General features: G+C 43.2%; 13 protein-coding genes and 1 tRNA gene. 13 read left to right on the top strand and 1 reads right to left on the bottom strand.

Annotation, left to right across the window (positions count from 1 at the left end):
* The first annotated feature begins 1 nt into the window (after position 1).
* From FZ954_RS06690 to rsmA, 3 genes are read left to right on the top strand one after another with little or no spacing between them, the layout of a single operon-like run.
* On the top strand, positions 2-1,417 hold the full coding sequence (locus FZ954_RS06690; protein WP_148877817.1) for an SseB family protein: 1,416 nt from the start codon (positions 2-4) through the stop codon (positions 1,415-1,417).
* 11 nt (positions 1,418-1,428) lie between these two features.
* Complete coding sequence (locus tag FZ954_RS06685) at positions 1,429-1,764, top strand: hypothetical protein (RefSeq protein ID WP_148877816.1); 336 nt, start codon at positions 1,429-1,431, stop codon at positions 1,762-1,764.
* Entirely contained in the window at positions 1,761-2,633 is an 873-nt protein-coding gene (gene rsmA / locus FZ954_RS06680) for a 16S rRNA (adenine(1518)-N(6)/adenine(1519)-N(6))-dimethyltransferase RsmA (protein WP_148877815.1), read from the top strand. Before FZ954_RS06685 ends, rsmA begins: the two co-directional genes overlap by 4 nt.
* 118 nt (positions 2,634-2,751) lie before the next feature.
* Here rsmA and FZ954_RS06675 read toward each other — a convergent pair.
* Positions 2,752-2,834: transfer RNA gene (locus tag FZ954_RS06675), tRNA-Leu, on the bottom strand.
* 99 nt (positions 2,835-2,933) lie between these two features.
* Here FZ954_RS06675 and rsgA point away from each other — a divergent pair.
* The 10 genes from rsgA (at position 2,934) to fusA (ending at position 12,475) form a co-directional block, all read left to right on the top strand.
* Positions 2,934-3,812: a ribosome small subunit-dependent GTPase A gene (rsgA, locus tag FZ954_RS06670; RefSeq protein WP_148877814.1), complete on the top strand. Its 879-nt coding sequence runs from the start codon at positions 2,934-2,936 to the stop codon at positions 3,810-3,812.
* A gap of 14 nt (positions 3,813-3,826) precedes the next feature.
* Positions 3,827-4,486, top strand: a complete 660-nt coding sequence (gene rpe / locus FZ954_RS06665) for a ribulose-phosphate 3-epimerase (protein ID WP_148877813.1) — start codon at positions 3,827-3,829, stop codon at positions 4,484-4,486.
* Positions 4,479-5,111: a thiamine diphosphokinase gene (locus FZ954_RS06660; protein WP_148877812.1), complete on the top strand. Its 633-nt coding sequence runs from the start codon at positions 4,479-4,481 to the stop codon at positions 5,109-5,111. Before rpe ends, FZ954_RS06660 begins: the two co-directional genes overlap by 8 nt.
* 1 nt (position 5,112) lies before the next feature.
* Complete coding sequence (locus FZ954_RS06655) at positions 5,113-6,369, top strand: DNA recombination protein RmuC (protein ID WP_148877811.1); 1,257 nt, start codon at positions 5,113-5,115, stop codon at positions 6,367-6,369.
* Positions 6,359-7,303: a 3'-5' exoribonuclease YhaM family protein gene (locus tag FZ954_RS06650; protein ID WP_148877810.1), complete on the top strand. Its 945-nt coding sequence runs from the start codon at positions 6,359-6,361 to the stop codon at positions 7,301-7,303. The genes FZ954_RS06655 and FZ954_RS06650 overlap by 11 nt, the downstream gene beginning before the upstream one ends.
* A 201-nt stretch (positions 7,304-7,504) precedes the next feature.
* Entirely contained in the window at positions 7,505-8,320 is an 816-nt protein-coding gene (gene purR / locus FZ954_RS06645; RefSeq protein ID WP_148877809.1) for a pur operon repressor, read from the top strand.
* A 15-nt stretch (positions 8,321-8,335) separates the two neighbouring features.
* Positions 8,336-8,881 carry a hypothetical protein gene (locus FZ954_RS06640; protein ID WP_148877808.1) on the top strand — a complete coding sequence of 182 codons (546 nt, stop codon included), beginning with the start codon at positions 8,336-8,338 and terminating at the stop codon, positions 8,879-8,881.
* A 333-nt stretch (positions 8,882-9,214) separates the two neighbouring features.
* Positions 9,215-9,628 carry a 30S ribosomal protein S12 gene (rpsL, locus tag FZ954_RS06630; protein WP_005591658.1) on the top strand — a complete coding sequence of 138 codons (414 nt, stop codon included), beginning with the start codon at positions 9,215-9,217 and terminating at the stop codon, positions 9,626-9,628.
* A gap of 19 nt (positions 9,629-9,647) precedes the next feature.
* Positions 9,648-10,118, top strand: coding sequence for a 30S ribosomal protein S7 (rpsG, locus tag FZ954_RS06625; protein WP_005591659.1), 471 nt, complete (start codon positions 9,648-9,650; stop codon positions 10,116-10,118).
* A 278-nt stretch (positions 10,119-10,396) separates the two neighbouring features.
* Positions 10,397-12,475 carry an elongation factor G gene (fusA, locus tag FZ954_RS06620; RefSeq protein WP_048764138.1) on the top strand — a complete coding sequence of 693 codons (2,079 nt, stop codon included), beginning with the start codon at positions 10,397-10,399 and terminating at the stop codon, positions 12,473-12,475.
* The last annotated feature ends 132 nt before the right edge of the window (positions 12,476-12,607 follow it).

Raw genomic sequence — 12,607 nt, 5'->3', positions numbered from 1 at the left:
ATTGGCTTGGTTTAATTTTGGGAAGAAAAAAGAAAAAATAGAATCTGCAACAGAAGTTGTAAAAGAGAAAATCGAGACAAGTGCTTGCTTGGGAGTGTTTGACTTCTTTGCACTTGGGAAGTCCGATCAGCTGTTGATCTTGGGCAGATTGAAAGGAAACTTAAAGTTAGGCGACCGTCTGCAAGTATGTAATCCTGGTGAAAGCTTTGAGTCTTTTGGCGAGCTGACGGTTGAAAAATTAAGCAATGGAAAAGAAGATTCTAACTTCTTGACAGATGAGCCCCTTGCCCATATTGTTGTAACTGCATCTGAGGTCGCAGGTCGACTTAAAAAGGGGAGTGTTCTCTATACGTCCAAGATAGATGAGCGCCAGCTTTTATCTAGTTATACAGATGCCCTTTATACATCTTTTGTGGAAATGCAGAATGGGGATATGAGTAATGAAGACTATCTGCGAGCTAGTTTAGAAGATAGTGTTGAAATTTTGCGTTTGTTCTTATGGGATTGTAGAGAAAATCGGCAAAATGGGAGTGAAGAAGAATATCAAAAAAATCTGGCTAAAATTGCCCACCTTGAGGAGGTTGTAAGAGATAAGTTGCTTGAAGCAGATGAGGTCTATGTGATTTATTCTCAATTAACAGGAGAGCCCTATATGTTTTCGAAGACATATGACCGAGGAGATGATGGCTATCTGTGTACTGATCCCTTGATTCACCTCTCAACTTCTCGTTGGTACCATCATTACAAAGAAACATTTGACAGTCAGCCAAATACCGAAGTGAGACGGATTGAAAATACAGAGGACAAGGAAGCTATTAAAAACTTCTTGGGTTCCGCTTTTTACCTTAATGGTGCTCTAGGAATTATCATGAATTCAGATGATGTGTGCATCAAGGCTCAAAGCTTGGTAGAAAAACCTGATTTTTCAAATCTACCTGAGATTCAGGTGCCTGTCATGAATCCTGATGTAGTGAGATGGCTACTCTTACTTGGACAGCTAGGTAAGCCAGATACAGAAGACAAACAGCTGGTAGACAGGCTTTATTATGGCTTCCTATCAAAGGCGGTGCCTAAGGCTAAATTCCTCATTCCCGTGCGAAGAGGTGAGAATTTCCCTGAAGCGAGCGATGAAGCCAAGGAAGTAATGTTAGAAAGAGGGGCTAGTCTAGATTTACCAGTTCGAGAAGGAAAAGATGGCCGACAAGCTATCTCTCTCTTTACAGACTGGAAACGTCTGCGGATGGTTTTTGATGAAGAATGGGACGGTATGATTGAGCCGGCAGGAAATATGATTGCTATGTTTGACTACATTGTCAATGGAACACAGTATCTAAAAGCGGGATGTTACATAAGCCAAGAGTCTTTCAAAGAAATGGAAAAAATAAGTGCCGAGCTAAATGATGCTCCAAAGCAGTAGAAGAGGTAAATATGAAGATCATAGTTGATAGAGTCGCTGTTAGTGCAGGAGATGACACCGTTCTACATAAGACAGAATATCAAGTGACTGAAGAAATGACGGTAGGAGCTTTCTTTGCTTTTCTTGAAGAAGATAGTTATCTCCCTCTTGTTCAAGGAAATGATGTTGCATGGGAGCTTCGTAATATCAATGGGGAACAGGGGGCCTACTTTACAAAAACAAAAGAGACGCTTCAAGTAGATGCCTTGTTAAAGACAATGATTGAAGAGGCAAATGGTGATAGCCGATTTGAGCTGATTTACCATTCTACACCTGAAAATTATTTAAAAAGAAAAGAGAGAAAATGAGAATTGCAGATTATAGTGTGACCCGTGCCATTCTGGAGCGTCACGGTTTCACCTTTAAAAAATCGTTCGGTCAGAATTTCCTGACGGATACCAACATCCTCCAGAAGATTGTGGATACAGCCGAGATTGACAAAAAGGTCAATGTTATCGAAATTGGTCCCGGTATTGGGGCTTTGACGGAGTTTTTAGCCGAAAGTGCCGCCGAGGTCATGGCTTTTGAGATTGATGAGCGCTTGGTGCCGATTTTGGCAGATACTCTGCGTGATTTTGACAATGTGACCGTGGTCAATCAGGATATTCTCAAGGTTGATCTGGCTCAGTACATAGCAGAGTTTAAGAATCCAGACCTGCCTATCAAGGTAGTGGCGAATCTGCCCTACTACATCACGACACCGATTCTCATGCATTTGATTGAGAGCGGGATTCCTTTTAGTGAGTTTGTCGTGATGATGCAGAGGGAAGTGGCGGATCGGATTTCGGCTCAGCCGAACACCAAGGCTTACGGCAGTTTGTCGATTGCGGTGCAGTATTATATGACGGCCAAGGTTGCCTTTATCGTGCCGCGGACAGTCTTTGTGCCAGCGCCAAATGTGGATTCGGCCATTCTCAAGATGGTACGCAGAGACCAACCTGCCGTTGCAGTAAAGGACGAGAAATTCTTTTTTAAGGTTTCTAAGGCTAGCTTTGTCCATCGTCGCAAGACGCTCTGGAATAATCTGACCAGTCATTTTGGAAAGTCTGAGGAGACCAAGGCTAAGCTAACAGCTGCTTTAGAGCAAGCTGAATTGTCTCCAAGTGTTCGGGGGGAAGCCTTGACTTTGGCAGATTTTGCCCGTCTGGCGGATGCCTTGAAGGAACAAGGATTATAAGATTTGAAAACCAGCCCTTTTTGAAAAAGGCTGGTTTTTCTAAAATAAATTGCAAAATGTTTTTATAATTTTTTCAAAAGAAAAACTCTTGTCAACTTGGACAAGAGTTCTTGTTCGATGCGGAGGAAGGGATTTGAACCCTCACACCCGTACGGGCACATGCGCCTGAAGCATGCGTGTCTGCCGTTCCACCACCTCCGCTTGCTTTTTATTATAACATATTTTTTGAAAATGCCAATAGTAAAAGCCAAATATATGTTTTTTTGATATAATAATTGTATTAACTTTAAAGGAGCAGTCTTGCAAGGAATAATTATCAAAGCCTTGGCTGGCTTTTATTATGTAGAGTCAGATGGGCAGGTGTATCAGACCAGAGCACGTGGGAATTTCCGAAAAAAAGGGCAAACGCCTTATGTTGGCGACCATGTTGAGTTTTCAGCGGACAAGGATTCCGAAGGCTACATTTTAAAAATCGCCGAGCGTAAAAATAGTTTGGTGCGGCCACCCATTGTCAACATTGATCAGGCAGTTGTCATCATGAGTGCCAAGGAGCCTGACTTCAATGCCAATCTCTTGGATCGTTTTCTGGTGCTTTTGGAGCACAAGGGCATCCACCCCCTCATCTATCTGAGTAAGTTGGATCTGTTGGAGGATGAAGCCAGCTTGGATACTTATGTTCAGGCCTATCAGCGGATTGGCTATCAGGTGGTCCGGTCTGTCGAGGATTTATTGCCACTTCTGACAGGGAAAGTCACTGTTTTTATGGGTCAGACTGGTGTTGGGAAATCCACCCTGCTCAATAAAATTGCACCAGACTTGCAATTAGAAACAGGAGAAATTTCTGAAAGTCTGGGGCGGGGTCGCCATACGACACGGGCGGTCAGCTTTTATAATCTAAATGGCGGAAAGATTGCGGACACTCCGGGCTTTTCTTCTCTAGACTATGAGGTGGACAAGGCAGAAGACCTGAACGCTGCCTTTCCAGAAATTGCCGAAATCAGCCGGGACTGCAAGTTCCGTACTTGTACCCATACACATGAACCGGCTTGTGCCGTCAAACCAGCCGTAGAAGCCAAGCAAATTGCTGCTTTCCGTTTCGAAAACTACCTGCAATTTCTTAGTGAAATTGAGAATCGTCGTGAAACTTATAAAAAGACGGCTAAAAAACTTCCTAAATAGAGAAAGGAACTATCATGAAAACATTTAAAATTGCTCCCTCTGTTCTGAGTGCGGATTATGCTAATTTTGAGACGGAATTGAAGAAGCTAGAAGCCAGCGGGGCAGAATATGCCCATCTGGATGTCATGGATGGCCATTTTGTGCCCAATATTAGCTTTGGCGCTGGTGTTGTAGCCAGTATGCGTCCCCACAGCAAGATGGTTTTTGATTGCCATCTCATGGTATCCAATCCTGAGCACCATATTGAGGAATTTGCTCGGGCGGGTGCGGATATTATCAGCATCCATGTCGAAGCGACGCCACATATTCATGGAGCTTTACAGAAGATTCGGGCGGCAGGTGTCAAGCCTAGTGTGGTTATCAATCCTGGAACACCGGTTGAAGCGATAAAAAATGTCTTGAATTTAGTGGATCAGGTCCTAGTTATGACAGTCAACCCAGGCTTTGGTGGTCAGGCTTTTCTGCCAGAAACCATGAGTAAGATTCGTGAACTGGTCGCTCTGCGAGAGGCCAATCAGCTGAACTTTGATATTGAAGTTGACGGTGGGATTGACGATAAGACGATTCAGATGGCTAGAGAAGCTGGCGCCAATATTTTTGTGGCCGGTAGCTATGTCTTCAAAGGTGATGTCAGCCATCAAGTTCAGACCTTGAGGGATGCGCTAGATGCCTAGAATTGCTCTGTTTGCTGGCGGTGATTTGACTGAGCTTAATCGGGATTTTGATATCTTTGTCGGAGTTGATCGTGGCGCCTTTTATTTGCTAAAGCAGGGATTGCCTCTGGACTTAGCGGTTGGTGATTTTGACTCTGTTTCCGATGAAGAATTGCTGCGCATAAAAGCTAGCGCCAAGGAAGTCATTCAGGCTCAGCCTGAAAAGGATGATACGGACTTGGAATTGGCAGTTCTGGCTTGCCTTGAGCGCTATCCAGATGCTTATCTGACGATTTTCGGCGCTTTTGGTGGTCGTCTAGACCATGCTCTGGCCAACATTTTTTTACCCAGCAATGACAAAATCGCCCCCTATATGGAGCGACTGACCTTAGTTGATTCCCAGAATTGCATCCGCTATATACGTTCTGGTCGTCATGAAATTAAGCCGGTGGAAGGCATGGATTATCTAGCCTTTATGCCGACAGAGGATGTGGCTCTGACCATTGAAGGAGCTAAATATCCTTTGAATGAAAGGAATTTTTTCTTTAAAAAAGTCTATGCTTCTAACGAATTTATAGATAGGCCTGTACTTTTATCCTTTGACAAGGGTTATACGGTTGTTATTTACAGTAAAGATAGGAGTTGATATGGAATATATCATCATCATCCTGCTTATCATCAATCTGGTCTTTCTCTATTTCTTCTGGCAGAGACAGGGGCAGCAGGAGCAGGCAATCAAAGTCTTGTTAGAAGAGCAGGAAGACCATCTGTCCGACCAGCTGGACTACCGCTTTGAGCAAGAAAGACAGCAGGAAGCTCTTCGGCAAAAAGAGTTGGAACTTGTTCTGGGAGATCGGCTGGCAGAAGTTCGAACAGATTTGCACCTCCATTTGACGGACTTGCGAACCGAAATGGCGGAGAGTTTCAGCAAAAATCGAGACAAAACCGATGAGCGGATGCGTCAGATTCAGGAGTCCAATGATCTGCGACTGGAGCAGATGCGCCAGACCGTTGAGGAAAAATTGGAGAAGACTCTGCAGAGTCGCCTGCAAACCTCCTTTGAAACGGTGTCCAAGCAGCTAGAATCTGTCAATCGTGGTTTAGGAGAGATGCAGACAGTGGCTCGGGATGTGGGCAGTCTCAATAAGGTTCTTTCCAATACCAAGACCCGCGGCATTATGGGCGAGCTCCAATTGGGACAAATTATCGAAGACATCATGACGCCCAGCCAATATGAGCGGGAATTTGCCACAGTGGCAGGTTCTAGTGAGCGCGTGGAGTATGCCATCAAATTGCCTGGGCAGACAGAGCAGGACTATGTCTACCTGCCCATCGATTCCAAGTTTCCTCTGGCGGATTATTACCGCTTGGAAGAGGCTTACGAGTCTGGCAACAAGGAAGAAATTGAACTTTATCGCAAGTCGCTGTTGGCTAGTGTCAAGCGTTTTGCCAAGGACATCAACAGTAAATATCTAGCTCCGCCAGCTACGACTAATTTTGGGATTATGTTTTTGCCAACGGAAGGTCTCTATTCCGAAGTGGTTCGCAATCCAGAGTTTTTCGACGGTTTGCGGCGAGATGAGCAGATTGTCGTGGCGGGTCCATCTACCTTGTCAGCCCTGCTCAACTCTCTCTCGGTTGGCTTTAAAACCCTGAATATCCAGCGTAGCGCAGATGACATCAGCAAGGTTCTGGGCAGTGTCAAGCTAGAATTCAACAAATTTGGCGGTATTCTAGCCAAGGCTCAGAAGCACCTCAAGAACGCTTCTAGTAGTATTGATGAGCTACTGACTCGCCGAACCAATGCTATTGAAAGAACGCTGCGGCATATTGAATTGTCTGACCAAGACCGTCATTTACACTTGCTCGATATTCCAGATGAAAGGGAAGACTATGAAAATTAATCAAATGAAAAAAGATGAGATGTTTGAAGGCTTTTATCTGATTAGGTCAGCCGAAGTCCGACAGACCAGAGCTGGGAAGAATTACCTCGCCTTCACTTTCCAAGATGACACTGGAGTGATTGAGGGGAAATTGTGGGATGCCCAGCCCCATAATGTGGCAGAATTTACAGCGGGGAAAGTCGTTCACATGCAAGGACGCCGCGAGGTCTACAATAACACCCCTCAGGTTAATCAGCTAACTCTACGTCTGCCAAAGGCTGGTGAGCCCAATAATCCTGCTGATTTCAAAGAAAAACCACCCGTTGATCAAAAAGAACTGAGAGAATACTTGGCTCAGATGATTTTCAAAATTGAAAATCAAGTCTGGCAGAGGGTTGTGCGCTCACTTTACAGCAAATACGATAAGGAATTCTATTCTTACCCAGCAGCGAAAACCAATCACCATGCTTTTGAATCAGGACTCGCTTTTCACACAGCTACTATGGTCAAGCTAGCGGATGCGATTGGTGACATCTATCCTCAGCTCAATAAAAGCCTTCTTTTTGCGGGGATTATGTTGCACGACTTGGCCAAAGTCATTGAGTTGAGCGGTCCAGAAAATACGGAATACACCGTGCGAGGCAATCTGATTGGCCATATTGCGCTGATTGACGAAGAATTGACCAAAACCTTGGCGGAGCTGAAAATTGATGATACCAAGGAAGATGTCATCGTTTTACGCCATGTCCTCCTCAGTCACCACGGTCTCCTTGAATACGGCAGTCCCGTTCGTCCAAAGATTATGGAAGCAGAAATCCTACACATGATTGACAATCTGGATGCCGAAATGATGATGATGACCACGGCTCTGTCTCTCGTTGCTCCAGGAGAAATGACCAATAAAATATTCGCATTGGAAAATCGTTCCTTCTATAAACCAAAAATTGATAAGTGAAATACGAAAAATGGGCATTATATTTAGTATAATGTTCGTTTTTTTGATATAGTATGATATAATGAAAAAAATAAAATAAATATTTATAGAAATCACTCCAAACTTTGAAATAGAAAGAATTGAATTACTGCTCTATGCGAGAAGAGTCTAATTCTCAGACTGGTTTGTGGCTGATTTTGATGGAATCGAATTGGTGAAAAAATGAAATTAAGAAGAAGTGAGCGCATGGTGGTTATTTCCAATTACTTGATTAACCATCCTTACCAATTAACAAGTTTAAATACATTTGCAGAAAAATATGAGTCTGCCAAGTCTTCTATTTCAGAAGACATCGTGATTATCAAACGTGCCTTTGAAGAAATCGAAATTGGTACGATTGAGACAATCACGGGTGCTGGAGGAGGTGTGGTCTTCACTCCTTCCATTTCAGAAGAAGATGCAAAAGTCATCGTTCAAGATCTCCGCGATCAACTGTCTGAAAGCAATCGAATCCTGCCTGGCGGCTATATCTATTTGTCTGATTTGCTCAGTACGCCGTCTATCCTCAATAATATCGGTCGCATTATTGCCAAAGCTTTCAAAGACCAAAAGATTGATGCCGTTATGACAGTGGCGACCAAGGGTGTTCCCTTGGCCAATGCTGTCGCTAATGTCTTGAATGTTCCCTTTGTCATTGTCCGTCGCGATTTGAAAATTACTGAGGGATCTACGGTCAGTGTCAACTATGTCTCTGGCTCTAGCGGAGATCGAATTGAGAAAATGTTCCTCTCAAAACGTAGCCTAAAAGCTGGAAGTCGGGTACTGATTGTTGATGACTTTCTCAAGGGAGGCGGAACGGTTAATGGGATGATTAGCCTTCTGTCTGAGTTTGATTCGGAGTTGGCGGGAGTAGCGGTCTTTGCGGACAATGCGCAAGCCAATCGCGATCATCTGGAATACAAATCGCTGTTAAAGGTGACCAATATCGACGTTAAATCAAATACGATTGATGTTGAGATTGGGAATATATTTGATTAACTTTAGGAAAGAATTATGAGAAATATTTTTGATAAATTAGAGGGAATTTCTGTTTTTGTTCGTTCTGGAATTATATTGATCTTAGCGGCTATCTTGATTTCTGGTCTTTTATTTTTAAAACCAGCTCAGAAGAATACTGGCTCAACTAAAAACGTTAGTTACAGTAGACGTTCAAGTTCTAGCGACGCTAGTTCTACAAATCAAGCATCTTCAGAGGATAATACGATTCAGGATGCTGAAGCTGCTGTTAAAAAATTAGAAGAAGAGCGTACCGATGAAAGTTCAGCTCAAGCACAAGCAGCGGTTGATAAGGTAAAAGATGAGGAAACTAAAGCTAAGTTCCAAGGTCGAATTCAAGCCGTAAAAGATGCAATGAAAACACCTGAGGAATCCTCTGAACCTGATTCAGCCCAGCAGCCTGTTCCAACGCCTTCACCAGCCTATGTAGCTCCCGCAGTTGTAAGTGAGACACCATCACAACCACAGGAAAATCAGAATCCAGCCCCTTCTACAAGCTCGGAGCCTACTCCCAGCTCGTCTTCAACTCCCGCAGGAGCTTAAGCGACACAGTGATTACGAGTAGAAGAATCATGCTAAAAATAATAAGAACTCTCAATCATGCAATATGAAGCATGATTGAGAGTTTTTTTAGTTTGTTAATAGTAAAATATTTTTATTTTAAACGCTTATTAAAGATTATCAGAATAAGTAAAAAATTAAGAAAACCTATTGACGAGGATATGCTTCTGTGTTACAATGATAAACGGTACTTTTTACTTTTGGTCTCTCAAAAGTGTACAGAGACGTGCTGACAAATGTTGCAAAAGTACACACAGATGGTAGCTGTCACCAAGTGTATCATCACCAAAATTAAAAAAATACAGGAGAATGTAGATGCCTACAATTAACCAATTGGTTCGCAAACCGCGTAAATCAAAAGTAGAAAAATCTAAATCACCAGCTTTGAACGTTGGTTACAACAGCCACAAAAAAGTTCAAACAAACGTATCTTCACCACAAAAACGTGGTGTTGCAACTCGTGTCGGAACTATGACACCTAAGAAGCCTAACTCAGCCCTTCGTAAATTTGCCCGTGTACGTTTGAGCAACTTGATCGAAGTTACAGCTTACATCCCAGGTATCGGACACAACTTGCAAGAGCACAGCGTGGTGCTTCTTCGTGGTGGACGTGTAAAAGACCTTCCAGGGGTACGTTACCATATCGTTCGTGGTGCACTTGATACAGCAGGTGTTACTGACCGTAAGCAAGGCCGTTCTAAATACGGTACTAAGCGTCCAAAAGCATAAAGAAAGGGGATAAAGATAAATGAGTCGTAAAAACCGTGCGCCTAAGCGCGAAGTATTGCCAGATCCGCTTTACAATTCACAATTAGTTACTCGTCTTATCAACCGCGTTATGCTTGATGGTAAGCGTGGTACAGCAGCTTCTATCGTTTACGGAGCTTTTGAGCAAATCAAAGAAGCTACTGGAAATGATGCACTTGAAGTATTTGAAACAGCGATGGAAAACATCATGCCTGTTCTTGAAGTACGTGCACGCCGTGTCGGTGGTTCAAACTACCAAGTACCGGTTGAAGTTCGTCCAGAACGTCGTACTACACTTGGACTTCGTTGGTTGGTAACAATTTCACGTGGTCGTGGTGAACACACTATGCAAGATCGTCTTGCAAAAGAAATCATGGATGCTGCTAACAACACTGGTGCAGCAGTTAAGAAACGCGAAGATACTCACCGTATGGCTGAAGCTAACCGTGCCTTCGCACACTTCCGTTGGTAAGATCATGATACCAAGAGCGCTAAAGGCACAAGGCACAAATAGGAAACTGATGCAGTGTTTGAAGAACACAAAGCAGTTTGTCTTTTTTGCGCAGGGCCTCGCTCGGGTTCAAATTAGCTAAAAATATTATTCTTAGCTATAATTCAACTGATCATCTTGTAAGTTGAAACCAACAAAAAACAAGATAAACATTGAGAACGGGTAGGTCCTGCCTATCCGTTTTTTCTAAATAATGTTATAATAGATTGTAAAATAAAAAAATAGGAGAAACTAACCTCATGGCACGCGAATTTTCACTTGAAAAAACTCGTAATATCGGTATCATGGCTCACGTCGATGCTGGTAAGACAACTACAACTGAGCGTATCCTTTACTATACTGGTAAAATCCACAAAATCGGTGAAACTCACGAAGGTGCGTCACAAATGGACTGGATGGAGCAAGAGCAAGAACGTGGTATCACTATCACATCTGCTGCGACAACCGCTCAATGGAACAACCACCGCGTAAACATTATCGACACACCAGGACACGTGGACTTCACAATCGAAGTACAACGCTCTCTTCGTGTATTGGATGGTGCGGTTACCGTTCTTGACTCACAATCAGGTGTTGAGCCTCAAACTGAAACAGTTTGGCGCCAAGCAACTGAGTACGGAGTTCCACGTATCGTATTTGCCAACAAAATGGACAAAATCGGTGCTGACTTCCTTTACTCAGTAAGCACACTTCACGACCGTCTTCAAGCAAATGCTCATCCGATTCAATTGCCAATCGGTGCTGAAGATGATTTCCGTGGTATCATTGACTTGATCAAGATGAAAGCTGAAATCTACACCAACGACCTTGGTACAGATATCCTTGAAGAAGATATTCCAGCTGAATACCTTGAACAAGCACAAGAATACCGTGAAAAATTGGTGGAAGCAGTTGCTGAAACTGATGAAGAATTGATGATGAAATACCTTGAAGGTGAAGAAATCACTAACGAAGAATTGAAAGCTGGTATCCGTAAGGCAACTATCAACGTTGAATTCTTCCCAGTATTGTGTGGTTCTGCCTTCAAGAACAAAGGTGTTCAATTGATGCTTGATGCGGTTATCGATTACCTTCCAAGCCCGCTTGACATCCCAGCGATCAAAGGTATCAACCCAGATACAGACGAAGAAGAAACTCGTCCAGCATCTGACGAAGAGCCATTCGCAGCTCTTGCCTTCAAGATCATGACTGACCCATTCGTAGGTCGTTTGACATTCTTCCGTGTTTACTCAGGTGTACTTCAATCAGGTTCTTACGTATTGAATACTTCTAAAGGTAAACGTGAACGTATCGGACGTATCCTTCAAATGCACGCTAACAGCCGTCAAGAAATTGATACTGTTTACTCAGGTGATATCGCTGCTGCCGTTGGTTTGAAAGATACGACAACTGGTGACTCATTGACAGATGAAAAAGCTAAAATCATCCTCGAGTCAATCAACGTTCCAGAACCAGTTATCCAATTGATGGTTGAGCCAAAATCTAAAGCAGACCAAGACAAGATGGGTATTGCCCTTCAAAAATTGGCTGAAGAAGATCCAACATTCCGCGTTGAAACAAACGTTGAAACTGGTGAAACAGTTATCTCTGGTATGGGTGAGCTTCACTTGGATGTCCTTGTTGACCGTATGCGTCGCGAGTTCAAGGTTGAAGCAAACGTAGGTGCTCCTCAAGTATCTTACCGTGAAACATTCCGCGCTTCTACTCAAGCACGTGGATTCTTCAAACGCCAGTCTGGTGGTAAAGGTCAATTCGGTGATGTATGGATTGAATTTACTCCAAACGAGGAAGGAAAAGGCTTCGAGTTTGAAAATGCTATCGTCGGTGGTGTGGTTCCTCGTGAATTCATCCCAGCGGTTGAAAAAGGTTTGATTGAGTCAATGGCAAATGGTGTCCTTGCTGGCTACCCAATCGTTGACGTGAAAGCTAAACTTTACGATGGTTCATACCACGATGTCGACTCATCTGAAACAGCCTTCAAGGTTGCGGCTTCACTTGCTTTGAAAGAAGCTGCTAAGACTGCACAACCAGCTATCCTTGAGCCAATGATGCTTGTAACCATCACTGTTCCTGAAGAAAACCTTGGTGATGTTATGGGTCACGTAACAGCTCGTCGTGGACGTGTTGACGGTATGGAAGCACATGGTAACAGCCAAATCGTTCGTGCCTATGTTCCGCTTGCTGAAATGTTTGGTTATGCGACTGTTCTTCGTTCTGCAACACAAGGACGTGGTACTTTCATGATGGTATTTGACCACTACGAAGATGTACCTAAGTCAGTACAAGAAGAAATCATTAAGAAACACCGTGGTGAATAATTCACTACATGACGCTCGCTTCTAGCGGGCGTTTTTTCTTTATGGATCAAAATATGAAATTTATGAAAAATATCGAAAATACATGAAAGAAAATTTGTTACTTGTTAATAATAATGAAATCAGTTGCAATTT

Origin of the sequence: Streptococcus sp. Marseille-P7375 (genome assembly GCF_902460365.1) — a bacterium.
GTDB lineage: Bacteria > Bacillota > Bacilli > Lactobacillales > Streptococcaceae > Streptococcus > Streptococcus cristatus_I.
Note: the sequence above shows the minus strand (reverse complement) of the source record. Positions and strands in the feature narration are given on the sequence as shown.